Here is a 24,109-nt window from a genome sequence, read left to right as displayed (position 1 = left end):
CCTTCACACTATGAGGCCAGTAGTTCCAGTTCCGGCAGGTTGTCCCGCACGCTGAACGACCGTCTGGCCCAGTTCGTGGTGCACCAGGGACCGGCGATGTCGGCCAGATCGGAAATCACGGCCGGGCGGTAGGTCGGGTCCGCGACGAGCGGTCCGTCGAGCGGGTACACCTTGTCGACGTAGCGGTGTCCGGGGTCGGCCGCGATGAACACTATGGGCCCACCGGTGGGTTCCACGGAACGGTGATAACGCGCCACCTGCCAGCCCGCGCCGGCGGACAGCCCGGCGAACACACCTGTGGTGGACAGCAGATGACGGCATCCGGCCGCGGCGACATCGAAGTCCAGCCAGTGGATGTCGTCGTAGGCGCTGTAGTCGATGTTGTCGAAGCGGATTCCGCTGCCGATGCCCGCGATGATGAACCCGTCGAGCGGTACGGATTCCGCGCCGAACGACCGGCTGCCGAACGGCTGGATGCCGGCCACCCGTACATCGCCGCCGGCGGCCCGTAGATAGCGGCTCATCGCGCCGGTCGAGGAACCGGTGCCGACCCCGCCGACCAGGGTGACATCCGCCGAACCGAGCTCGCCGATCAGCGAGTTGGCCACCTTCTCGTATCCGACGTAGTGCACGTCGTCGTGGTACTGCCGCATCCAGTACGCGTCCGGGTGCTCGTTGAGATAGGCGTGGACGCGCCGGACCCGGGTTTCCTGGTCGTGCTTGAGGCTTTCCGAGGACGGCACCTGGTCAAAGGTCGCGCCGAGGTACTTCAGCTGTGTCCTGATCGCCGTGTCCACCGCGACGGAGGCGAAGATATGGCATTTCAGGCCGAGTTCCCGGCAGACCAGGGCGAGTGCGTGACCGTAGATTCCGCTGGAGCTGTCCACCAACGTCTGCCCGGGGCGGATCACCCCGCGGGCCAGCAGGTCCTTTACCGCCGCATAGACCGAGGTGACCTTCATGACCTCGAAACGGAGGACGTAGATTCGGTCGTCCAACTCGATCAGGTCCGGTTCCGCGAGTTTCTCCGCGAACGTTCTGTACACTTCGAAATCCTTTCCGGATAAGTCGCGTTCAGCTGCGCCCGCGGCGATCGGAGGAGGAACTGGGAGGGTGACGGGCAGGCCCGGCAGACGCGTGGTGCCGAGGTACGGCCGAGAACCTAGGAGCGGGTCGGCTGGCACGTCAAGAACCCATGTCAAGTCCGGAGTTGGAACGTTGGACCTGACAGGCTTCCGGCTGCCGCGTGGACAGCGTCGGCGCTCACGCAAAGGATGGTCGGCCATGGTGAGCCTGTCTTCTACCCATTCTCGCCGCCCGGCGCATTCAGCTGCGCCCCGGCTATCCGAATTCCAGCAGCCGGTACATGACACCGTCATGGAACGCGCCCGGCTACATCCGGACCGCACCGCCGTGATATGCGGGGACGACGCCGTTTCCTATCGGGAACTCGCCCTCATCGCCCTCGGCGTTGCCGGTGAGCTGGACTCAGACGAGGCATACGCCGATTGCCGTAGAATCGGGATAGAGGCGTACCGTACGGCCGCGACTGCGGCCATCGCGCTCGGTGTCGCCTTGTCCGGCCGGTCGTTTGTCTTCCTCAATCCGGAATCCCCGGAGAACACTTCGCGGCACATCCGGTCGTCGGCCGGAGTCTCGGTGGTCGCCGATCCCACCAGCGGCGGGTTCCGAAAGCTGCCCGACGCCGACACCGCCACCCCCGCCGGGCCTTCCCCGGCGGACGAGGCGTATGTGCTCTACACCTCCGGCAGCAGCGGCAGGCCGAAGGGCGTGTCGGTCTCGCAGCGCAATCTGGCGGACTCCACCGCCGCTCGGCTCGCGGTGTACGAGGGCTTCGGTACCCCGACCTTCCTGCTGCTGTCGCCCTTCTACTTCGACTCGTCGGTGGCGGGCGTCTGGGGCACCCTCGCGGCGGGCGGCACACTGGTGGTCGCCCGTGAGGACGAGCGACGGGATCCGGCGGCACTCGTCGGGCTCATCGCACGGCATCGGGTCACCCACACGCTGACGGTGCCGAGCTTCTACGCCGAGCTGCTGCACACCGTCTTTCAGGACGGTCAACTCGCCGTCGGCCTCGCCTCGTTGCGGCTGGTGATCTGCGCGGGAGAGTCGCTGCCGCAGGGTGTCATCGAGCAGCACTTCTCGCTGCTGCCCGATGTCACGCTGGGCAACGAGTACGGCCCGACCGAGTGCACCGTCTGGGCCACCTACCGGCTGTACGAGCGTCCCGGCGCCTCCAACATCGGCTTCCCGATCCCCGGCACGTCGATCCATCTGCTGGACGACCGGCTGCGCGAGGTACCGCCCGGCGAGGTGGGCCAGATCGCCATCTCCGGCCGCGGTGTGACCACTGGCTACGTCGGCGCCGAGCAGGAGACGCGGACGAGGTTCACCGACATCGAGGTGGCACCCGGCCGGACCGTGCGGGCCTATCTGACCCGCGACCTCGGCCGCTGGTCGGCGGCACACGGGCTGCAGTTCGCGGGCCGGCTGGACAACGAGGTGAAGATCCGCGGCGTACGGGTGAACATCGAAGCCATCGAGGAGACGCTGGCCGCGCACCCCGGAGTACGGGCCGCCGCCGTGGCGCACGACTCCGAGACCTCCACCTGCTACGCGTTCGTCGTCAGGGACTCTGACGCCCCGGTCGACGCGGCCTCCGTACGCCACCGGGTGGCGTCGGAGCTGGGCACCGCGGTGGTCCCGGACCGGGTGGTGTTCGTGGACCGACTGCCGCGCACCGCACACGACAAGATCGACCGCGCCGCGCTACTGGCCTCGGTGCGCCGTGCCGGGGCGGAACCCGCCGACCAGGACGCGGACGGACTCACCGCCCAGATCACCCGGGCTTGGGAGGAGGTCCTGGGCATGTCGGTGAACGAGGCCGAGCCGGGCAACTTCTTCGAACTCGGCGGCAACTCCCTGTCCGTACTGCGGCTTTCCCGCGCGCTGGGCAGGATCGCCGGTCGCCCGGTCGCGGTCAAGCAGGTGTACCGCTGCGGCACGATCCCCCAGCAGGTGGAACTGCTGTCCAGCCTCTGAACCGCCCGACACCACCCACAACACCACCGCACCGATGGGTACTTGCCATGACCGAACCCACCTCCATCCGAAGGTTCGCTGCCCGATCCGACACCGAGCAATCCGTGTTGTGCTTCCCGCACGCCGGTGGCTGTGCGTCCTTCTTCCGGTCCTGGCAGTCACTGCTGCCTTCGGCGCGGGTGTGCGCGGTGCAGTACCCGGGCCGGGAGGAGCGCATCGCCGAGCCGACGGCGGCCAGCCTGCTGGAACTCGCCGAAACCGTCGCCGAGGAGATACTGGCCGACTCTGCGCGCTACTCGGTGCTGTTCGGGCACAGCATGGGCGCGTACGTCGCCTTCGAGGTCGCCCACCATCTGCTGCTGGCCGGGGCCGCCGTGCCGACCCTGGTGGTCTCCTCGGCCGCCGCACCCGCGCTACGGCCTCCTGTCCCGTTCGAAAGCTCCGACGAGGTGCTGGCGTACCTCGAGCGCTATGAGCCGTTGAGCGACGAGATCCGGCAGGATTCGGAACTGCTCGATCTGATCCTCGACTACATCAAGGACGATCTGCGCCTGGTCGCGGAGTACCGGGAGCACATCGGAAAGCGGATCGACGCGCGGCTGGTGGCCGTGGTCGGCGCGGACGACGTGCCGGAGATCCGGTCCCGGTTCACCGCGTGGCAGCAGCACACCGAAGCCGAGTTCGTCCCGGTGGTGAACCCGGGCGGGCACTTCTACCTGCGTACCGATCCCCCGGTCCGGCTGATTCGCGCCGAGTTGACTCGGTGCCTCGCCACGGTCGGCACGAGCACCTGATGGGAAACGACATGAGGCACGACATCAGTCGCCTGGTGGACGGCGCGACATACCGGTCCGGCAACCCCTTCGCGTTGTGGCGGTGGATGCGGGAGAACGCACCGGTGGTCTGGCACGAGCCCGGGGTGTTTCCCGGGTTCTGGTCACTGACCCGGTTCGCCGAGGTGAAGGAGGTGCTACGGGACGCCGAGACGTTCAGCTCGTCATCGGGCATCCTGCTGCGGCCCCTGGCACAGGGCGTGGACCCCGGCAGCGACCGTACCCTCGCGCTCTCCGACGCGCCCCGGCACACCGTGCTGCGCGGTGCGATCGCGGGCTGGTTCGCACCACGGAACCTGCGGCTGCTGACCGACTCCCTCAACTCGGCTGCGCACTCCATCGTGCGCGACGCCGTGCGCGCCTCGCGGATCGACTTCGTCACCGAAGTCGCCGCGAAGCTACCGCTGGAGGTCGTGTGCGCCTTTCTCGGCATTCCCGACGAGGACCGGCCCTCCATCGTGGAGTGGTCGACCGACGCGTTCTGCGCCGGCACCGCCGAGGAACGCAGCATCGCCCATCTGCAAATCCTCGACTACTTCGGCGACTTGGCGGAAAGGCGACGCTCCCGCCCCGGCGAGGACCTGGTGAGCGTGCTCGCGGGGGTTCGGTTCGAGAACGCGTACCTGCCCCTCGAAGAGGTGGTGCTCAACTGCGACAACCTGCTGGTGGGCGGCACCGAGAACGTACGGTTGGCGATGTCCGGCGGCATGCTCGCGCTGCTGGAGCGGCCCGGCCAATGGGCGCTGCTGCGCGAGGACTTCGAGGGTGCGGTGGACACCGCGGTCGAGGAGATACTGCGCTGGACGTCGAGTGCCACACACATCCTGCGGCGCGCACGGCGTGATGTGGTACTCGGCGGCCAGCGGATCCGCCGCGGGGACCTGGTGGTGTGCTGGCTGACGTCGGCGAACCGCGACCCGGCGCAGTTCACCGATCCCGATGTCTTCGACGTGCGCCGCACCCCCAACCGCCATCTGGCGCTGGGCGCGGGACCGCACTACTGCGTGGGAACGCGCTTGGCGAAGCTCGAAATAGCGGCGGTACTGCGGGAGTTCTTCGCGCAGGTGGACCAGGTGCTGCCGGACGGGGAGCCCGAGCACTTGGACTCCATCGTGGTCAACGGCCTGCGCAGGCTACCGCTGCGGCTCACGGCGTCCGCCGTCTCCCGCCCCAGGGGCATGGCAGGTGTGCGGGGGTGAGTCCTGGGACGGGAGACGGCAGTTGCTCAGCCGTGAGGCGGCTCAGCGGTCGGCGGCCGAGCGGCGTCGGGCCGCCAGTACCAGGCCCGCCCCCGCGGTGAGGGCTACGGCGCCGCCGCCGAGCGCCCACGGGGTGGCGGGGTTGGCACCGGTGGCGGCGAGTTCGGCGCCGGTGGCGGTGCCGCTGTCGTCGGTGGAGGAAGTCGGGGTGGTGCCCGCGGTGCCGGTGTCCGCCGTGGCGCTGTCCTTGTGTGCGGCGGGCGTCACTTCGGCTCGACGACTTGTAGCCGCCGGTGTCGTTTTCAGCCACAGGCATCACAGTGGCGAGGAGCGAACCGTGCCCGGCCGCGGTGCCCGGCGCGAAGCGCAGTCGCAGTTCGATGGTGAGTACATCGCCGACGGCGAGCTGATACAGGTGGTCGGACTTGCAATCGTATTACGTGCTCAATGTCCCCCCTCTGCCCGGGTGGTCGGCTGGGATGGACCGTTGGACGGTGTCGTGTTGAAGTGTGAGGCGGCCGTCGAGGACCCGGGCTACCCGGTCGGCCGCGGCCAGATGGGATTGGTCATGGGTGACCAGGACCGTCGCGGTGGCCCGCTGCCGAGTGAGACCGGCTATCAACTCGACGATGGCGGCGCCGCGTTGCTGGTCCAAGGCGCTGGTGGGTTCGTCGACCAGGAGTACGGCAGGGTCGTTCATCAGGGCGCGGGCGATGTTCACCCGCTGTCGCTGACCGCCGGAGAGTTGGTGCGGACGGCGGTCGGCTTCGGCGGCCAAGCCCACGGCATCGAGGAGTTCCAGCGCCCGGGAACGGGCGCGCCGCGCATGTCGCCCACCCAACAGGGCCATCACCTGCAGTTGTTCGGCGGCGGTCAGCGAAGGCAGCAGGTTCGCGTGCTGGAAGACCATGCCGACGGTGCTGCGGCGTAGGGCGGCCAACTGGGACCGCTTCATGCCGGAGGTGTCGGTTCCGGCGATCACGACACGGCCGCTGTCCGGAGTGATCAGGGTCGCGGCGACCGCCAGCAGACTCGACTTGCCGGAACCGGACGGGCCGACGACCGCTGTCAACGTACCTGGGGGCGCGGACAGGCTGACGCGGTCCACGGCGGTCAGTCGGCTGGCGCCGTCCGGGAAGGTCAGTGTGACGTCGGTCAGTTGCAGGCTCATCGGGCGCTCCCCAAAGCGGTCAGCGGATCAACGGAGGTGATGCGACGTATGGCCAGGCCGGCGCCGAGCACGCCCAGGGCGATCGTGCCGAGGGCTGGTACCAGTACCGTTCCGGCCCCCAGGACGAACGGCACACCGCTGCCGGTCACAGCGGTGCCGAGGGCGGCGGCCAGGGCAGAGCCCGCCCCGGCCCCGAGTACGAGCAGGACCAGTGCCTGGCTCAACGCGTCACGCAGCAGATACCCAGTGGATGCGCCGAGCGCCTTGAGCACGGCGATGTCACCACTGCGCTGGATGGTCCAGACGGTGAAGAAGGCGCCGATGACCAGGGCGGAGATGACGAGCAGGAAGCCGCGCATGAGTTGCAGCGAGCCGTTCTCCGCCGTGTAGGAACCGATCGCGGACAGCGCCTCGTCGATGGTGACGGTCCTGGTGCCCGCTGCGGCGTCGGCAGCGGACAGGTGGGCGCCCTTGGTGGTGGACAAGGCGATCACCGTGGCGAGCTCGCCGCCGTCACCTGACGCACCGGCCAGTCGCTGCCAGTCCGACAGGCTCGTCCACACCACGGGCGTGTGGCTGTACATCGCGGTGCCCGAGACGGCCGCGACCGACATCCGCCGGCCGGACAGCATGACGGTGTCCCCCGCGCGCACACCCAGTACGTCGGCGGCCTTGGCCGACAGCACCACGCGCCCGTCCCCCACCGCGGCGCGCCCGGGGGCCAGCCGTGAGCCCGGCCGGATACCGAACGCGGAGAGCGACGTGCTCGTGGTGCCCGCCTCGGCCTTGACCATGGATATGCCCAGCGGGTCAGCGGCCGTGACCCCCGGCACCTTGGCCCACAGCCGCCAGGTCGGCCCCCGCAGCCGCGAATCGGTGAACGACACACCACTGCCCTTTGCCGGCGCGGCGAAGACAAGATGGTCAGCGGGCAGCGAGGTGATCGCGGAGGTGTTCTCCCTGCCCAGCCCGGTGGTCAGCCCGGACAGCAGCCCGACGAGCAGCGTGATCAGTGTGATGACGGTACCCATGAGGGCGAACCTGCCCTTGGCAAACCTCAGATCGCGCCAGGCGACAAACACCGTGACCCGCCTCCCTCGACATCCCGGACCCGTTGTCCGGCGGCTGTCCCAACGGTCCCGGGAAGCGGGCTCGCGGGCATCGTGCGTCCGGGTCGTTCCCCGAAGCCAATGGATTGACCTGCGCTTACACCTTTTGGTTGATGTCCGGCCGGTGCGGGCGTTCTAGCCTTGAGGGATCGTGACCACTCACTCCCTGATCCCTGCCCTGCGGCTGCTGCGCGCCTGCCTGCACCTCATGGTGTTCGGGCTGCTCGTACTGGCCGCCGCCCGGTCGGCGGTGGACCACCGTCCCGATGCCGGTGCCGTCGTCACGACGGCGGTCGTGTTCGGCGTGGTGTACGGCGCGGGTGCCGCGCTGCCCCGTGTCCGTACGTCCAGCGGTGCGGCCCTGGCGTGGCTGGCGGGGGTCATGGTGGTGTGGGCGGTGCTGCTGGCGCTGACCCCGGACGGGGTGTGGCTCGCCTTCCCGCTGTACTTCCTCCAGCTCCATCTGCTGCCCACCCGCCCTGCGCTGGCCGCCGTGGCCGCCACCACGGCCGCCGCCGTCGCCGGTTTCGGATGGCACTCCGGCACTCTCAGCCCGGGCACCGTGGTGGGGCCCGTCCTGGGCGCGGCCGTCGCGGTCGCCACGGTCCTGGGCTACCAGGCGCTCTACCGGGAGAGTGAGCGACGCCGTCGCCTGATCGGGGAACTCATGACGGCCCGCAGCGACCTGGCCGTCGCCCAGCACACCGCTGGTGTCCTGGCGGAGCGCGAGCGGCTGGCCCGGGAGATCCACGACACCCTCGCCCAGGGCCTGTCCAGCATCCAGCTGCTGCTGCGCACCGCCGAGCGCGTTTTGCCGGACCAGCCGGAAACGGCGCTCGGGCATGTACGGCACGCCCGCCGTACCGCGACCGACAACCTTGCCGAGGCCCGCCGCTTCGTCCGTGCGCTGACCCCGCCCGATCTGGAGACCGGCTCGCTACCGGGTGCCCTGGAGCGGCTGTGCGCCACCACCGCGGAGTCCTCCGGGCTGGCCGTGACATTCCATCTGTCCGGAGAGGCGGAGGCCCTGCCCACGCCTTTGGAGGTGGCGCTGCTGCGCATCGCCCAGTCCGCGCTGGCCAACACGGTCCAGCACGCCGCCGCCACCCGTGCGGAGGTGACCTTGAGCTACATGGGCAGCGAGATCGCCCTTGACGTCATCGACGACGGCCGCGGATTCACGCCCGGCCCGCAGCCTCCTCCGGGTGCGGATCCGGCCGCCGAAGGCAGTTTCGGCCTCGCCGCGATGCGGTCCCGGGTCCGTGCGCTGCACGGGACCCTCGCCGTGGAGTCGGCGCCCGGCCAGGGCACGGCGGTAGCCGTCACCCTCCCCGTCCGCACAGGGCCCACCGACGTCCATGGACGAGTCACCGCATGACCGCCATCCGACTGCTGCTCGCCGACGACCACCCCGTGGTGCGGGCCGGGCTGCGCGCCCTGCTGGAGACCGAACCGGACTTCAGCGTCGTCGCCGACGTCGCGACCCCCGATGAGGCGGTGGAGTTGGCGGCCAGGCTCGCGGTCGACGTGGTGCTGATGGACCTGCAGTTCGCCGGCCGCATGCTCGGCGCGCGGGCCACCGCGGCGATCACCTCCAGGGACGGCGCCCCACGAGTGCTCGTACTGACCACGTACGACACCGACGCGGACATCCTGGCCGCGATCGAAGCCGGAGCCACCGGCTACCTGCTCAAGGACGCCCCGCCCGAGGAACTGGCGGCCGCCGTGCGCACGGCGGCGGCCGGCAGGTCCGCGTTGGCGCCCGCCGTGGCACTACGGCTGATGGACCGGGTGCGCGAACCATCCACGGCGCTGTCACGACGTGAGACGGAGGTTCTGCAGCTGGTCGCGGAGGGCCTGTCCAACGACCAGATCAGCAAACGGCTGTTCCTCAGCCAAGCCACAGTCAAGTCCCACCTGGCACACATCTACACCAAACTCGGCGTCGACTCGCGCACGGCCGCAGTGGCGACGGCCACCGCGCAGGGCATCATCCGCCGCTGACCCGAAACCGTCGGGATGCAACCGCCAGTGGCCGCCACGCAGTCTCCGTCCTGGAAGCACACGGAACCGTTGGACTACGGAGTGGGATGGCGGAGCACGATGTTCGGAGCGGGATCGCACACGACGCAAGACGGTTGCGAGCGACCGCCGTCTACGTGACGGCACTTCTGCTGACCGCGTGGTGGCTCAAGGGCCAACCAGCGGCGGAACAGGCCCGGTTCATGCGGCACAACAGCAGCAACGTGCATCACATGGAGGTCGGCAAGTGGTGGACCCTGTTCACCAGCGGCCTGGTTGTCGACGGAGTGCCCGTGCTGATCGGCGTCGCGGCCGTGGCCGCCGTGCTGGGTACCGCGGAGTGGCGGTGGGGCCGGGCGCGGGCGGTCGGGGTGTTCGTCTACGGGCACCTCACCGCGACACTGCTCACCGAGGGCGCGCTGTGGCTGATGCGGCTGGCCCACATGCCCGGCATCACCACCCGCGCGCGTGACGTCGGCATCAGCTACGGGCTGGTCACGACGGGTGCGTGTCTGCTCGCCCTCGCCGGGGGACCGCTGCGCCGGTACGGTCTGCCACTGCTCGCCGTGGTACTGACCGCCGCGTGGCTGTACGACCAGCAACTCGCCGACGCCGGGCACCTGATATCGCTCGCCCTCGGCTGTCTCGCCGCACACAGCCGGTGGCTGCGCCCGGCCCCCGAGGAGGCCCGGACTCCCGAATCCGTCGCGCTGCCCGCGCTCAACGCGTGAGCGCGCGGGCCGTTTGTACGGACGACCGCGAGGCTCGGTGACCCGCGGTCCTCTTCCGTGCCGTCCACCGGTGAGGCGTTGGTGGAGATACGGCACATCCGTCTCAGTTTCGGCGAGTTGAGGTACGCGCACCAGTGGTCGGCTGGCGCTGTGCACGGTCACGACGCGGTGGGCGTCGTGGTGCGCGCCGCATCCGACGGTTGGGGGCCGCCCGAAGGCACGCGTCGCGCTGGGAATGGCTCCCTACGCGTGGGCGGAGCTGGTAGCGGTCAGCACTGCCTGGCTCGGCGCCGTTCCCGAGGGCGTGGATCCGGCCGACGCCGCCACGCTGGGGGCCACCGAAGTCACCGCGCTGCGGGTGCTGCGCAATCGTTCCCTGCTAGCGGGCTACGTCCTGGTCACTAGCCCGATGAGTCCTCAACGTGGTGTCTTGGCGCGGTTTCGGTGGGCCTCTTGCTTCGCGCGGTTGCCGCAGATCGCCATGGTGCACCACCGGCGAGCGCGGCCCCGGGTGCGGTCGGCGAACAGCAGTGTGCAGGTCGGCCCCTGGCAGGCTTTGATGTTCGTGAAGTCCTCCTGGCTGACGACTGCCGACAGCGCCTGTCCGATCGGCAGCAGCAGCGACTCCGGTGTCCGCCATCGGCGCTCTGTGCGCAGTTCCAGACCGTTCGAGCCTTCAGGCCCGCCGGCCACGACCTGCACGAACTGTTCATCGCGTGCGAGCAGTTGATTGAGCGGCTCCAAGTCGCGTACGACCTCGGACCGGAGCGGCCGCCCCTTCCACTCATCGACGAACCCCCGGAACCATTCCCGAAGGCTTCTCGCCTGGGCAGCGACGTGGTCCATCTCCCCTGGCATGGCCTCCGCTCGCAGCTTCTCGAGCACCTCGGCCGACACCAGCTCCGCCTGTTCCAGCCATGCCAAAAGGCCGTCACCGTCGGCGATCCAGTCGACCTGGGTGCCTGCCGGAGTGGCGACCGAGTTCAGGAAGTCCAGGCCGACGGCGTCGGCGATGAACATGGCCGACGGCCGGTGGTCGGACACGGAGCACACTCCATAGGTCGGTGCCAGCTTCATCTCGAGAGTAACCAGTCTGGCGACTCTTGACAAGTTACGAACCATCTGCATAACCTTCAAAACGTCGCTAAGGCGGTTAGGCATCAAGCTTCGAAGCGACCTTGCCGGAGGACCGCATGATCAGCCCCGAGACCAGCGACTCACGGCCGAGAGGATGTCGGCCCGCCAGTTGTCGAAGCCCGTCGACCACACTCGACGGTCACCGTCCCCGACGCCGCCACTGGCACCGTCCTGGACGCTGCCCCCAGTGTGTCGACGGCCTCGAAGCCCGAGTGATCACGCCAGGCAAGTAACCATCCCAGAGATCCAAATTTAGTTACGCAGTCAAGGGAGAATCACCATGACCTCCATCGCCTACCGCTCAGCAGACGTCGACGGCCTGAGCATCTTCTACCGCGAGGCCGGCCCGGCCGATGCCCCCACCCTGCTGCTCCTGCACGGCTTCCCGAGCGCGAGCCACATGTTTCGCGACCTCATCCCCCACTTGGCCGGACGGTTCCACCTCGTGGCCCCCGACCTGCCCGGTTTCGGCCAGTCCGACATGCCGCCGCGCGAGGACTTCGACTACACCTTCGAGCACATCGCGGGCGTCATTGATCGCTTCACCGAGGTGATCGGCCTGGAGCGCTTCGCGCTCTACGTCTTCGACTACGGCGCGCCGACGGGTTTCCGGATCGCGACCAAGCACCCGGAGCGGATCACCGCGATCATCTCGCAGAACGGCAACGCCTACGAGGAAGGCCTGAGCGAGGGCTGGAACCCCATCCGCGCCTACTGGCGGGACCGGTCGCAGGCCAACCGCGACGCGCTGCGCGACTTCCTGTCGCCTGACACCACCCGCTGGCAGTACACGCACGGCACAGCCGATCCGACTGCGGTCTCTCCGGACGGCATGACGCTTGACGACGCGTACCTGGCGCGGCCCCGGGCCGACGAGATTCAACTGGATCTCTTCGGCGACTACCACACCAACATCGCGCTCTACCCGGCCTTCCAGGAGTACTTCCGGCAGCACCAACCGCCATTCCTGGCCGTATGGGGCCGCAACGACCCCTATTTCCTGCCCGCCGGCGCCGAGGCGTTCAAGCGCGACCTCCCCGACGCCGTCGTCCGCCTCCTCGACACCGGCCACTTCGCCCTGGAGACCCACGCCGAGGAGATCGCGACAGCCATCGACGAGTTCCTGGCCTGAGGACTCGTGTCACTGGGCGACCGCTGCCGCGCTTCACGGCGCGGCTGTCCCCGCCAGGTCACGCCCACCGTCAACGGTGCAACCTCGCCAGCGCCTCAGTAAGGCGCTGGCGACAGCGGCGTGGTCCCCGACCCGCCCGAGGCAACTGCGACGTCGCCGCGGCCGACGGCTATGCGCAGGACGGCCGACTCGATGGTGCGTCGAACGATGAGGTCGGCCAGCAAGTCCGGCAATCTCCAGCCGCCCGGCGCGCACCTGGTGCAGCGGGTAGCCGCACTCAGAGCTGGACCGCGAGTTCGCCTTCGGGCGTGTGTGCACGAAGCCGCGGCCCGCGGTTCCGTCAGGCGTCTGGCCGACTATCGGTCGACGTCACACCCCCGTTGACGGTCAGCAGTAGTTGGCTGTTCGCCGCTTATCGCCCTCCTGACCTGCTGTGCTTGGCCTGGCGGGTGTGCGCTTCAGTTGGCGGACGCGAGCACCTGAGTCGGTGGCCACGGCCAGCGTGAGGCGAGGAGGGAGACGACGGCTCCGACCAGTACCAGGCCCGCCCGTACCGCGGCCGTGTACCGCACCCGCCGCGGCGCCCGCCAGTCCACACCGACCAGAGCCTTCAGCCGCGCCAGGCAGGACGGCGGATCACCACCGCCAGCACACACTCGGTGCCGCCCGCGGCCCCCATCCGACCCGAACCCGCTCCGCCTCCGGTTCACGCCAGCAGCCTGACGCGAGCGCCCGGGCGGTGAGGCCGAACTGCGCTGTCTACGGCGTGTCACCGACGCACTCCGACACGGCACCGTCCGTCCGGGCTGCGAGCCAGGCCGGAATCCGCCGCTTGGGCCGGACAGCGTGCGTCCCACGCCTACCGCGAGACCCTCGTACGGTGTCTCCACCAGGCGACCGTCGAGGGCGCGCTCGCGTACGTGGAGGGACTTGACGCGCCGAGCCCGAGCAGGGTGACGGACGCTTCGGGTGGTCTACGTCCCTGGGTTGGTCCTCCGTTCGCGATCGGGTTGGGCAAGCCACTCGGCGCCGTACGCCATGCTGTCAGCGGGACGGCGGGGCTGATGCCGTCGGCATGGCTTCGGGGGCGGGAGGGCCGCCGAGGCCGGTCTCCCTAGTAGTGGTGGGTGTGGCCGCGGTGGTCCTGGGCGAGTTGCCCGAGCATCTCGCCGTAGTGGGCCGCGTAGAGGATGCCTTCGAGGAGGACGTGGTAGCCGGCGTCGAGTGCGTAGCGGGCCACCGTGTCGATGAGGCCGATGTTGGCACCGCCCGGGCGATCACGTTCGCGTAGGACCACTCGGCGCAGGTTGTCCTGGCCGACCAAGGCGAGTCCGCGGCCGAAGCGGTTGCGGATCTCGGCGGCGACGGTCGACTTCCCCGATGCGGAGTTGCCACGTACGACAACCAGTCGGGTTTCCCGGTTACCCGCCATCATTCGGACCACGCTAACGGCGCCACGGCTGAACCTCCACGAGCGAGCGCACGTCTTCGAACCGCACAAGAGGCCTGCTGGGCAACGAAAAATCCTGCAAGCGGCTTGCGTAAGGTGCGGTAATCTTGCGGGCATGACGCGTCGACTTGCTGATGTCGCGAAGAAGGTCGGGGTCAGTGAGGCAACCGTGAGTCGGGTGCTCAATGGCAAGCCCGGGGTTTCGGAGGCCACACGGGCCTCGGTGCTGACCGCACTGGACGTGCTGGGGTACGAGCGGCCCACACAACTGCGCGGCGAGCGGGCGCGGTTGGTGGGCCTTGTGCTGCCCGAGCTGCAGAACCCGATCTTCCCCGCGTTCGCCGAGGTGATGGGTGGCGCGCTCGCACAGCAGGGCCTGACGCCGGTGCTGTGCACGCAGACCGCCGGCGGCGTGTCCGAGGCGGACTACGTTGAGCTGCTGCTGCAACACCACGTGTCGGGCGTGGTGTTCGCGGGCGGCCTCTACGCGCAGGCCGACGCCCGGCACGACCACTACCGGCTGCTCGCCGACCGCAACCTGCCGGTTGTACTGATCAACGCGACCATAGGCGGCCTCGGTTTCCCACAGGTCTGCTGTGATGACGCGATCGCCGTGCAGCAGGCGTGGCGTCATCTGGTGTCGCTCGGGCACGAGCGGATCGGTCTGGTACTCGGCCCGCACGACCACGTCCCGTCGAGCCGCAAGCTCGCCGCCGCGTGGGAGGCAGCCGGCCGCAGTGGGCCCGAACTGCGCGACGAGTATGTGGAGCACACCATGTTCTCGCAGGCGGGCGGCCAGGCGGCGGTCGGGCGGCTGCTGGACCGCGGGGTGACCGGGGTGATCTGTGCCAGTGACGTCCTGGCGCTGGGCGTGATCCGGGGGGTGCGCCGACGCGGGCTCGACGTGCCGGGTGACGTCTCCGTCGTGGGGTACGACGACTCGGCGTTCATGAACTGCGCCGACCCGCCGCTGACCACCGTGCGCCAGCCGATCGAGGCGATGGGCCGGGCCGCCGTACAACTGCTCACCTCGCAGATCGCGGGAAAGGTGGTCACCGGCGACGAGTTGCTGTTCGAACCGGAGCTGGTGGTACGCGGTTCGACCGCCCCGGCCCGATAGGCGAGGGGCCACCACCTGGCGGCCGGATGGCGGTGGGCGGCCGCGTGCCGTCCGCGGTCGCCCACCGTCCCCCCATGACACCGCGCGGCGTCAGCCGTTCATGAGGCGTATGCCTCCAGCTCCGACAACTGGCCTGCCGGCCAGGCCGTGTTGGCGGTGAAGGTCAGCCGCAGGTACCGGATGCTCGTACCGGACGGCAGTGTGACGGACGCCGTGTTGCCCGAGGCGGGATCGAAGCGGTAGCCCGTGGAGCCCAGGATCGTGCGATAGGTGGAGCCGTCGGTGCTGCCGAGGACCGACAGCGTCTGGGTGCGGGCGCCCCACGCGGGGTTGGGCGGCAACTTCGCCACCAGCCGTCCCACGGTCTGGGCGGAGCCGAGATCGACGGTGAAGGACTGCGGGAAGGCGTTGTTGGTGCTCTCCCAGTAGGTGTTGGCGTCGCCGTCCACTGCGTTGGAGGCCACGTAGTTCTGCTGGTGGCCGGTGTCGAAGGCCGCCTTGTGCAGTGCGAGGTTGCCGTTGCCGCCCGGGTTGCCGCCGCCCGGGGTCGGCCAGGTCGAGCAGTCGTTCCAGGTGCTGCTCCAGCCGGAGTTGCCGCCGCCGTCGACCACGGTGAAGGTGCCGCTGCCGCTCGGGTAGGGGCAGTTGTAGACACCGGTCGCACCCACGTTCGCGGCGGTGACGTTGCTGAAGGTCACCGAGCCCTGGGTCTCGTCCTGCACGACGACAGTGCCGGTGTTCCGCACCGATGCGCCGTTGATCGCGGTGTTGGTGACCGGATAGCCATGGCCGCCGCCGGAGACGATCTCGAAGGCACTGTAGGGGCTGTCCTTGATCACGGTGTTGGTGATGTTGACCGGGCTGGAGATGGCGTAGTCGTAGGAGTCGACGCGCAGGGCGCCCATCGGGTGGTTCCAGTTGGGGTTGAGCGCACCGCCGCGCTCGATGGTGTTGTCGGCGACCGTGATGGTCCCGGAGAGCGGGAAGAACGGGTTGCCGTAGTCGAACCGCTGGTTGGAGATGGCGATGCCGCTGCCCAGTGCGTTGGTGTCGGAGACGTAGTTGCCCTGCACGGTGAGGTTGTCGCCGCCGTACAGGGCGATGCCGTTGGCGAGGTTGGGTTGGATGACGGTGTTGTCGACGAAGCTGTCACCGGTGTCTGCGGCGTGCAGGGACCACATCGCCAGTCCGTCGTCGCCGGTGTTGCGGATGTAGTTGTTCTTGACGGTGGAGTTCGCGGCGGTGCCGTTGAGGTTGATGCCGTCCGCCGTGGTGTCGAGGATGCGGTTGTCGGCGATGGTCAGGTCGCTGTTGGTGCCCATCAGCCACAGCCCGACCTTCTCGTGTTGGATCCACAGCCCGGAGACCACGGAGCCGGTGCCGAGACTGCCGTTGACGAAGTTGTCCGGTGAACCGTCGTTGCGGGTGGTCACCTCACCGAAGACGGCGAAGTCCTCCAGCTTGATGTTCCCCTGTGCGTTGGCGTTGTCGATGATGTGGGTGCCGTGGAGTACGGAGTACCAGTCGCCCGCGCCCTGGATGGTGATGTTGTCGACCGGCAGCGGCGAGGTGATGGTGAAGGTGCCCTGCGGGATCCAGACCGACTTGCCCTGTACCTTGGCGTCCGAGATGGCCTTGGTGACCGCGCTGGTCGAGTCGGCCTGACCGGACGGGTCGGCGCCCTCGTCGGTGATCGATACGGAGTTGCCCGGCCGCGCGGCGGGGGCGGCCACCTGCTCGAAGTCGGCCAGGTCGATGGTGTACGGGCCGCCGGTGGAGTCGGAGTCCACCTGTAGCCGCACCTTCGCGCCGACCTGGAGGTCCTGGCCGAGCAGCATGCGGGAGTCGTCGAAGAAGTGGTGTGTCTTCGAGCCTTGGATGTTGCCCGTGTTGACGTACGAGTACTTCGACGTCACCGGAAGTGGATGGGACAGCCGGGTGCCGTTGACGTAGACCGCCAGCGAACCCGCGTTGCCCTGCGGCAGGTTGTAGGAGACGTCGACCGCGTTGGCCGGCGCGGTCAGGGTGAACTCCACGTACTGGCCCTGGCCGGAGAGTTGGACCGCCTTGCGGCCGGAGGCCTCCGAGGCCACGGTGCCCTGGGTGTAGTCCGGACCGACGACGGTGCCGTTGGTCGCGGCGTTCTCGGCCTCGTAGGTGGTGAACGGGACGGTGGCGCCCCGTCCGCCGGTGGCGTCGGCGGGAGCTGTCCGGGCGGGTACCGCCCAACCGGGGGCGGCCAGCGCGAACACGGCGGCGCAGACGGCCGCGACGGCGGCCAGTTGTCGTCTGACGGTGTGCGGGTGGGTGTCCATGCCAGGTGCTGCACCTCTTCATTTCCTGGCGGGATTCGCGCGGCGGACCCCGCTTCCGGCTTCACAGCGTGCAGTTGACGAGCGGGGCCACCATAGGAGCGCCATCGCAAGCCAGCAATAGCTCTGTCAAAAGTTTGCGATGCTCGCGCAACATATTGCGGTCACGTGCTCGGCTCTGTACGTTGAGCCAACCCAGGCGCCGACGTTCGGGGAGGACGGGCAGATGTCGGTCCGCAGGAAGACGATCCGCTATCGGAAGCTGTTGGCCGCGACCCTGGTCGCCGGTATCGGCCTGACGGGTGCGGCATGTTCGGACAACGGCACGGGCGGCACGGGAGGCGGCGGCGACGTCAACGCCTCGGCCCCGCTCGACCCGAAGACAAAGGTGACCATCACCATCGACTGCATGCCGCCGGCCACCAAGAAACCGGAGTTGAAGGAGTGGAACGAGGATGTCGCCGCGTTCCACAGGAGCTATCCGAACGTCACGGTGGAAGGTAGGTCCACCACCGGTCAGTGCGAGGACCCGGCCGCCTTCGCCGCCCAGCTCAAGGGCGGCACCGAACCCGACGTCTTCTACACGTACTTCACCGACCTCCCTCAGGTCCTCGACGCGGGCCAGGCCGCCGACATCACGCCGTACGTGACCGCCAGGACCGTGCCCACACTCGGTGATATCGACCCCACGGTGCTGAACGTCCTCAAGGACGGCGGCAAGCTCTACGCCCTGCCGACCAGCGACTACACGATGGGCGTCCTGATCAATCGCAGACTGTTCCAACAGGCCGGACTCAACCCCGACCAGCCGCCGACCACTTGGGCCGAGGTGCGCGCCGACGCCAGGGCGATCGCCAAACTGGGAAACGGCATCGCCGGGTACGGCGAGTACAGCGCGGGCAACAACGGCGGCTGGCACTTCACGGCCGAGATGTACGGACTCGGCGGCAACGTCGTCAACTCCACAGGTACCAAAGCCGACGTCGACAACGCCACGGGGCGACAGATCCTGCAGACCCTGCACGAGATGCGCTGGACCGACGACAGCATGGGCCAGACGCAGCTGCTCAAGTGGGGTGATCTGCAAAAGGAGATGGTGGCCGGCAAGCTCGGCATGTTCCTCGCCGCACCGGACGACATCACCTACATGGTCGAGACCCTGGGCGGTCACTACGAGGACTACGGCATGGGCCCCATGCCCGGTGGCCACGCCACGCTGTTCGGCGGCAACGACTACATGTTCAAGAAGACGGACAGCCCCGACCAGATCAAGGCCGGGATCGCCTGGCTGAACTTCAAGACGCTCACCATGGGCAAGGGCCAGTTCGACTACGCCCGCACCAAGGCGGACGGTCTGCCGGTCGGATTGCCGCAGCCGGAGTTCTACACCGGAGCGACCAAGCGGCAGGACGACAGGCTCAAGGCGGCGAGCGCGACCATGCCGGTGGCCAACTTCAGGCCGTTCGTGGACCATCCGGTCCCTGGAAGGGCGGAGCCGCCGAACGCACAGCAGATCTACAAGGTGCTGGACAACGCGATGTCCGGGGTGCTGACCGACCGCAACGCCAACGCCGACTCGCTGCTGTCCACCGCCCAGTCTCAGATCGACCAGATCCTGGCGAACGGTCAATGAACCGCGCGCCGTTCACCACCATCTCCCGTGACCCATCGCCGGACGGGCCCGCCAGCACCGCTGCCAGGGCCCGGCGCAAGCGCGACGCCCCGGGCGACACGGGCGGCCAGCCGGACCGCGCCGGGCTCGCCCGGTTGGTGCGCCGCAACCTGACGGCGCACGGCTTCCTCATCGGCTCGGTGCTCTGCTTCGCCTTCTTCTCGTGGTATCCGATGGTCCGCGAGGTCATCCTGGCCTTCCAGAAGACCAGGCGGGGCCGCACCACCTGGACCGGCTGGCGCAACCTCCAGCAGATCGTCCACGACCCGGCGTTCTGGCAGGCATGGCGCCACACCTTCGAGTTCACCGCACTCGCGCTACTGCTTGGGTTCCTGGTCCCGTTCCTGGTCGCGATCGTCCTCAACGAGTTCCGCCACGGCCAGGGCTATCTGCGGGCACTGGTCTACCTGCCGGTGATGCTGCCGCCGGTCGCGTCCGTGCTGCTGTTCAAGTACTTCTACGATCCGGGGTACGGCCTGTTCGACAACGTCCTGCACGCGCTGCACCTGCCGACCTCGCAGTGGCTGCAGTCGACACACACCGCGCTGCTGTCCGTGGTGATCGCGTCAACCTGGATGAACATGGGCAGCGCCACCCTGATCTACCTGGCAGCACTCCAGGGCATTCCGGGTGAGCTGTACGAGGCCGCGGAGCTGGACGGCGCGGGGCTACTGCGCAGGATCCGGCACGTGACCATCCCGCAGACCCGGCTGGTGCTGTCACTGATGCTGCTGATGCAGGTCATCGCGACCATGCAGGTGTTCACCGAGCCGTACCTGCTCACCGGCGGCGCGGGACCGCAGGGGTCCACCACCACCGTCGTCTACCTGATCTACCAGTACGCCTTCAACTTCAACAACTACGGCGCCGCCGCCGCACTCGGCCTGGTCCTGCTCGTGGTCCTCGCCGCCTTCTCCGGTGTGTACGTACGCATCACCCGCCGCGGCGACGACTAGGTGACGAAACAGGGAACAGGAGAGTGGGCATGGCAGCCCCCGGCACCCGCTCCAGAACGCTGATCTCACCCGCCCAACTGAACCGGCAGCGTGGCAAAGCGCTCTACTGGACCGTATTCGTCGTGGTCGTCGTAGTCTTCACCCTGGTCTTCCTCGGCCCGCTGTACTGGATGGTCACCGGCGGGCTGAAGACCACTCACGAGGTGGTGCAGAGCCCGCCGACGCTCTTTCCGCGACAGCCGCGACCGGGCAACTACGCCAAGGCCTGGGGTGATCTCGGTCTGGCACGGCTGCTGCTCAACACCGTCGTCTACGCGTTCGGGGCGCTCGCCTTCCAACTGGTCCTCGACGTGGCCGCCGCGTACTCGCTCTCCAAACTACGGCCGGTGCTCGGCAACCTGGTGCTCGGCATGATGCTGGCCACATTGATGGTTCCGGCGACCGTACTCGTCGTACCGCAGTACCTGACGGTGCTCGACCTGCCGATCATCCACCAGAACCTGCTCAACACACCGTGGGCCATCTGGCTGCCCTCGGTCACCAACGCCTTCACCATCTTCCTGCTCAAGCGGTTCTTCGACTCGATCCCCGGCGAACTGCTGGACGCCGCCGCCATCGACGGCGCGGGTCCGCTGCGCACACTGCGGTCGGTCGTGCTGCCGATGTCCCGGCCGATCCTCGCCGTGGTGTCGATCTTCGCGGTGGTCAACGTCTGGAAGGACTTCCTCTGGCCGCTGCTCACCGAGCCCGACCCCGGCCGACGCACCGTCAACGTCGGCATCTACGCGCTGTCCACCGGCGTGACGGAGAACGAGGTGATCGCCGCACTGACCATAGCCTCAGTCCCGACCCTCGTGCTCTTCCTACTCTTCCAGCGCAACATCATGTCCGGTCTGACCGTCGGCAGCCTCAAGGGCTGACCGCGCCCCCGCCCGCCCGAAAGGACGCCTCCGTGGCAGCCATCCCCCGGACCGACGCCGACTCCAGCTGGTGGCGCGGTGCCGTGATCTACCAGGTCTACCCGCGCAGCTTCGCCGACGGCGACGGGGACGGGACCGGAGACCTCGCGGGTTTCCGTGCCAAGCTGTCCTACCTCGGCGAACTCGGTGTCGACGCCCTGTGGTTCACTCCCTGGTACCCCTCCCCCATGGCCGACGGCGGCTACGACGTGGCCGACTACCGGGACATCGACCCCCGCTTCGGCACCCTGGCCGAAGCCGAGAAGCTCATCGGCGAGGCGCTCGACCTGGGTATCCGCACCATCGTCGACATCGTCCCCAACCACGTCTCGGCCGCCCATCCGTGGTTCCGCGAGGCGCTGGCGGCCGACCCCGGCAGCCCGGCCAGGGAGCGCTTCTGGTTCCGACCGGGCCGCGGCGAACGCGGCGAACTGCCGCCGAACAACTGGCGGTCCCAGTTCGGCGGACCGGCCTGGACCCGCGTCACCGAAGCGGACGGCAGGCAGGGCGAGTGGTTCCTCCACCTCTTCGACTCCCGCCAGCCGGACCTCAACTGGGACCATCCGCAGGTACGGCGGGAGCACGAGGACGTACTGCGCTTCTGGTTCAACCGCGGTGTGGCCGGCGTGCGCATCGACTCGGCCGCGTTGGTCAGCAAGGATCCCGCACTTCCCGACCTGCCGGAATCCGGCGAACCACTTCCGCACCCGTACGTGGACCGCGACGAGTTGCACCAGATCTACCGCTCCTGGCGCGCGATCGCCGACTCCTATCCGGGCGGCCGGATCCTGGTCGGTGAGGTATGGATGCCGGACTTCGAGCGGTTCGCCCGCTACCTGCGACCTGACGAGCTGCACACCGCCTTCAACTTCGACTTTCTGTCCTGTCCATGGGACGCCGACCGGCTCAGGGCCTCGATCGACACCACCCTGCACGCACACCGGCCGGTGGCCGCGCCGCCCACCTGGGTGCTCAGCAACCACGACGTGACCCGTACGGTGACCCGCTACGGCCGGGTCGACACAGGGTTCGACTTCGCCACCAAGGCGCACGGGACGCCCACCGACCTTGCCCTGGGCACCCGGCGAGCCCGAGCGGCGGCGCTGCTCACTCTCGCCCTGCCCGGCTCGGTCTACCTCTACCAGGGCGAGGAGCTCGGCCTGCCGGAGGTGGAGGACATCCCGGCCGACCGCCGCCAGGACCCCATGTACCTGCGCACCGGCGGCGCCGACCCCGGCCGGGACGGTTGCCGCGTTCCGCTTCCGTGGAGCGGCACGGTGCCGCCCTACGGGTTCAGCCCCCCGGGCAGTGCCGCCGAGCCATGGCTGCCGCAGCCCACCGACTGGGCGGCCCGCACGGTGACGGCGCAGCAGGGTGACCCGGCCTCCATGCTGGAGTTGTATCGCGTGGCCCTCCGGCTGCGCCGCGCCGAACCCGGGCTCGGCGACGGGCCGATGCGCTGGCTGCCGGGCCCGGGTGAGGTGTTGGCGTTCCAGCGCGGCCCGGACTTCACCTGTCTGGTCAACCTCTCCGGCGAGCCCGTACCACTGCCCGACCACACCGAAGTACTGCTCGCCAGCAGCCCGCTCAGCGACGGCATGCTGCCGACCGACACCGCGATCTGGCTGCGCGCCAACGGTCGTTGACGCTACGTCAGGTCGTTGGTTGTCCTGCTGAGCTGGAGCGTCGGCCGGGGGGTCGTCAGGTGGCTGCCACAACACGTTCAAGCGCCGCCCTACCCACCCGCCCCCATGTCGGCTGGCCGCCGGGGAGGCCCCGCTCCCAGGCCTGGCCAACGCCGATAGGCGAAACCGCTCGCAGGACGGCCCACCCGCGTGCGCGCCATACCATCGCATCGTCCGCGTTCGCGTAAGCGGCGAAGAATCTCCCGCCACCCACGTCACAACAGCCCAGGGCAGCGGGAAGCGCGCCGAGGGAATGCCACTTCGCGTACGACTGGGCACCGGGAGTGGAAGGCGCGAGGCCAGTGCGGGCAGCCACTGTTGTTCCTTGCACAGCAGTGACGGGGCGCGCGACGTACGCGGCAAGCGCACCGCCAACTCCTCGCTGAGACGCCAGAGTTCGTGGTCCCAGCCACCTGCCGCCCGGCGGAGGCTCAGCCCCGCAAGATCCGGGTGCTGATGCCGCAGCAGGGAACGCACCAGTGGCTCATCAATGTCAAAGCGGCTCATGAAGGGGTCCCCTGCTCTCTGCCGGCCTGGCGCCGGGCACCAGGAAGACGCCACGGCCGTTCGCCGCAACTCCGGAGTCAGCACTGCCAGTAGTCGCGCTGCGGCAGTTGGACCCATATGTCGGGTGGCCCGACGACAGCGCGCGCGTCGGTCAGGCGCAATCCCGCCCAGGCGCACGAGTAGGCCACCGCGTTGCACTGGTAGAGGTAGGAGGCGAGGACTTCCTCAGGTGTGTCGTCCAGGTACGGACCGCCGCCCGGGTGGAGGTCATAGCCTTCGATGACCCCGTCGCGGGCGATGGCGCCCTGGTTGCCGCTCTTGGGGTTGGCGTACAGGCCGTAGCAGGCGGTGCCGACGGACAGCCGGGTCAGCACGCCGGGCATCTGCGGCGCGTACCCCCACGGCTGGGTGACGACGCAGCCGCCCGGCACAGTCGTCACGCCGATGATCCGCAGGCCCTGGTCCTCGTCGTACTCGTACGGGTTCTCCAGCAGGGCGTCCAGTTCCGCGCCTCCCGCCCGCGTCGCCTCCAAGCGGCGTATCGCCTCCTCGGCGCCGATACCGGCCACGCACGCCAGGCCCGTGCCCTCGTAGTAGATGCTTCCCAGCGCCGCGACGAGTCGTCTGCCCTCCTGTGCCACCGCGCGCTCCGTCTCGGTCAGCCCGCGTTCCCCCTCCGGCACGGTGAACAGGTCGGGGGTCGGTCCGGCAAGGCTGAGCCGCCCCGTCGACCAGCCACCGATCAGGGGCCGCCAGGGGTCCGCTCCGGCGGCGACGAGGGCCCGCGCGTTGTCCGGTCGGTTGGCCAGAACCGCTTCCCACAGCGCGGTCGCGCCGTTCTCAAGCGCGTCCACGTCCGCAACGCGGCGGGCCAGTTCCGCGACGACCTCCGGTGAGCCGAACGCCGCTGCCCGATGCAGGGGCCGCCCTCCGCTCCACGCCTCCGGATCGGCGCCCTGACCGAGTCGCCGCCGGATGCCGTCGTGATCCTGCCAGTCCTCCCAAGTCACGCCTGCCCAGCCGTCGTTCGGACGTGTCATCGTGCCCCCTC

The 24,109-nt window shown here is 69.0% G+C and carries 20 protein-coding genes and 2 pseudogenes; 12 read left to right on the top strand and 10 right to left on the bottom strand.

The window, feature by feature from the left end; translation table 11 throughout:
* Positions 1-8: 8 nt before the first annotated feature.
* On the bottom strand, positions 9-1,046 hold the full coding sequence (locus P3G67_RS01490) for a pyridoxal-phosphate dependent enzyme (RefSeq protein WP_276091795.1): 1,038 nt from the start codon (positions 1,044-1,046) through the stop codon (positions 9-11).
* A gap of 331 nt (positions 1,047-1,377) precedes the next feature.
* Here P3G67_RS01490 and P3G67_RS01485 point away from each other — a divergent pair, with 331 nt between their 5' ends.
* The 3 genes from P3G67_RS01485 to P3G67_RS01475 are packed head-to-tail and all read left to right on the top strand — an operon-like array spanning position 1,378 to position 5,095.
* On the top strand, positions 1,378-3,063 hold the full coding sequence (locus tag P3G67_RS01485) for a non-ribosomal peptide synthetase (protein WP_276091794.1): 1,686 nt from the start codon (positions 1,378-1,380) through the stop codon (positions 3,061-3,063).
* A gap of 47 nt (positions 3,064-3,110) precedes the next feature.
* Positions 3,111-3,857: a thioesterase II family protein gene (locus P3G67_RS01480; protein WP_276091793.1), complete on the top strand. Its 747-nt coding sequence runs from the start codon at positions 3,111-3,113 to the stop codon at positions 3,855-3,857.
* 11 nt (positions 3,858-3,868) lie between these two features.
* Positions 3,869-5,095, top strand: a complete 1,227-nt coding sequence (locus tag P3G67_RS01475; RefSeq protein WP_276091792.1) for a cytochrome P450 — start codon at positions 3,869-3,871, stop codon at positions 5,093-5,095.
* A 42-nt stretch (positions 5,096-5,137) separates the two neighbouring features.
* Here the strand turns inward: P3G67_RS01475 and P3G67_RS01470 are convergent, their stop codons facing one another.
* From P3G67_RS01470 to P3G67_RS01460, 3 genes are all read right to left on the bottom strand, one after another.
* Positions 5,138-5,362: an LAETG motif-containing sortase-dependent surface protein gene (locus P3G67_RS01470; RefSeq protein WP_276091791.1), complete on the bottom strand. Its 225-nt coding sequence runs from the start codon at positions 5,360-5,362 to the stop codon at positions 5,138-5,140.
* 169 nt (positions 5,363-5,531) lie between these two features.
* The gene (locus P3G67_RS01465; RefSeq protein ID WP_276091790.1) at positions 5,532-6,266 is read right to left on the bottom strand and encodes an ABC transporter ATP-binding protein; all 735 of its coding nucleotides are present in this window, start codon (positions 6,264-6,266) and stop codon (positions 5,532-5,534) included.
* Complete coding sequence (locus P3G67_RS01460; protein WP_276091789.1) at positions 6,263-7,348, bottom strand: ABC transporter permease; 1,086 nt, start codon at positions 7,346-7,348, stop codon at positions 6,263-6,265. The genes P3G67_RS01465 and P3G67_RS01460 overlap by 4 nt, the downstream gene beginning before the upstream one ends.
* Positions 7,349-7,583: 235 nt before the next feature.
* Between P3G67_RS01460 and P3G67_RS01455 the strand changes: the two genes are divergently transcribed.
* The 3 genes from P3G67_RS01455 (at position 7,584) to P3G67_RS01445 (ending at position 10,128) form a co-directional block, all read left to right on the top strand.
* Positions 7,584-8,753 (top strand): sensor histidine kinase, encoded by a 1,170-nt coding sequence (locus tag P3G67_RS01455; protein WP_276092049.1) that lies wholly within the window; start codon positions 7,584-7,586, stop codon positions 8,751-8,753.
* Complete coding sequence (locus tag P3G67_RS01450; protein WP_269856784.1) at positions 8,750-9,379, top strand: response regulator; 630 nt, start codon at positions 8,750-8,752, stop codon at positions 9,377-9,379. The genes P3G67_RS01455 and P3G67_RS01450 overlap by 4 nt, the downstream gene beginning before the upstream one ends.
* A 134-nt stretch (positions 9,380-9,513) precedes the next feature.
* Positions 9,514-10,128, top strand: coding sequence for a rhomboid-like protein (locus tag P3G67_RS01445; RefSeq protein WP_276091788.1), 615 nt, complete (start codon positions 9,514-9,516; stop codon positions 10,126-10,128).
* Positions 10,129-10,545: 417 nt separating this feature from the next.
* Here P3G67_RS01445 and P3G67_RS01440 read toward each other — a convergent pair whose 3' ends face one another.
* On the bottom strand, positions 10,546-11,172 hold the full coding sequence (locus tag P3G67_RS01440) for a CGNR zinc finger domain-containing protein (protein WP_276091787.1): 627 nt from the start codon (positions 11,170-11,172) through the stop codon (positions 10,546-10,548).
* A gap of 373 nt (positions 11,173-11,545) precedes the next feature.
* Between P3G67_RS01440 and P3G67_RS01435 the strand changes: the two genes are divergently transcribed.
* Positions 11,546-12,397, top strand: a complete 852-nt coding sequence (locus tag P3G67_RS01435; RefSeq protein ID WP_276091786.1) for an alpha/beta fold hydrolase — start codon at positions 11,546-11,548, stop codon at positions 12,395-12,397.
* A gap of 458 nt (positions 12,398-12,855) precedes the next feature.
* Here P3G67_RS01435 and P3G67_RS01430 read toward each other — a convergent pair whose 3' ends face one another.
* Both P3G67_RS01430 and P3G67_RS01425 read right to left on the bottom strand, forming a co-directional pair.
* Positions 12,856-13,053 (bottom strand): hypothetical protein, encoded by a 198-nt coding sequence (locus P3G67_RS01430; RefSeq protein ID WP_276091785.1) that lies wholly within the window; start codon positions 13,051-13,053, stop codon positions 12,856-12,858.
* A 461-nt stretch (positions 13,054-13,514) separates the two neighbouring features.
* A pseudogene (locus P3G67_RS01425) lies at positions 13,515-13,829 on the bottom strand (kinase); the annotation flags it as partial.
* Positions 13,830-13,962: 133 nt separating this feature from the next.
* On the opposite strand from P3G67_RS01425, the gene P3G67_RS01420 reads away from it, so the two are divergent.
* Positions 13,963-14,967: a LacI family DNA-binding transcriptional regulator gene (locus tag P3G67_RS01420; protein WP_276091784.1), complete on the top strand. Its 1,005-nt coding sequence runs from the start codon at positions 13,963-13,965 to the stop codon at positions 14,965-14,967.
* 98 nt (positions 14,968-15,065) lie between these two features.
* On the opposite strand, the gene P3G67_RS01415 is transcribed toward P3G67_RS01420, so the two are convergent.
* Complete coding sequence (locus P3G67_RS01415) at positions 15,066-17,282, bottom strand: discoidin domain-containing protein (protein ID WP_276091783.1); 2,217 nt, start codon at positions 17,280-17,282, stop codon at positions 15,066-15,068.
* A 223-nt stretch (positions 17,283-17,505) separates the two neighbouring features.
* Between P3G67_RS01415 and P3G67_RS01410 the strand changes: the two genes are divergently transcribed.
* The 4 genes from P3G67_RS01410 to P3G67_RS01395 are packed head-to-tail and all read left to right on the top strand — an operon-like array spanning position 17,506 to position 22,512.
* Positions 17,506-18,912 (top strand): ABC transporter substrate-binding protein, encoded by a 1,407-nt coding sequence (locus tag P3G67_RS01410; RefSeq protein ID WP_276091782.1) that lies wholly within the window; start codon positions 17,506-17,508, stop codon positions 18,910-18,912.
* Positions 18,909-19,907: a carbohydrate ABC transporter permease gene (locus P3G67_RS01405; protein WP_276091781.1), complete on the top strand. Its 999-nt coding sequence runs from the start codon at positions 18,909-18,911 to the stop codon at positions 19,905-19,907. Before P3G67_RS01410 ends, P3G67_RS01405 begins: the two co-directional genes overlap by 4 nt.
* Positions 19,908-19,936: 29 nt before the next feature.
* A complete protein-coding gene (locus P3G67_RS01400; protein WP_276091780.1) occupies positions 19,937-20,827 on the top strand; it encodes a carbohydrate ABC transporter permease in 891 nt (296 codons plus the stop codon).
* Between the two features lie 32 nt (positions 20,828-20,859).
* On the top strand, positions 20,860-22,512 hold the full coding sequence (locus P3G67_RS01395) for a glycoside hydrolase family 13 protein (protein ID WP_276091779.1): 1,653 nt from the start codon (positions 20,860-20,862) through the stop codon (positions 22,510-22,512).
* 297 nt (positions 22,513-22,809) lie between these two features.
* Here the strand turns inward: P3G67_RS01395 and P3G67_RS35940 are convergent.
* Both P3G67_RS35940 and P3G67_RS01385 read right to left on the bottom strand, forming a co-directional pair.
* Positions 22,810-23,058 (bottom strand): annotated as a pseudogene (locus P3G67_RS35940) (aminoglycoside phosphotransferase); the annotation flags it as partial.
* A gap of 77 nt (positions 23,059-23,135) precedes the next feature.
* Positions 23,136-24,098: an ankyrin repeat domain-containing protein gene (locus P3G67_RS01385; RefSeq protein WP_276091778.1), complete on the bottom strand. Its 963-nt coding sequence runs from the start codon at positions 24,096-24,098 to the stop codon at positions 23,136-23,138.
* Between the last annotated feature and the right edge of the window lie 11 nt (positions 24,099-24,109).

The organism is Streptomyces silvisoli (genome assembly GCF_029269905.1).
Lineage (GTDB): Bacteria > Actinomycetota > Actinomycetes > Streptomycetales > Streptomycetaceae > Streptantibioticus_A > Streptantibioticus_A silvisoli_A.
Note: the sequence above shows the minus strand (reverse complement) of the source record. Positions and strands in the feature narration are given on the sequence as shown.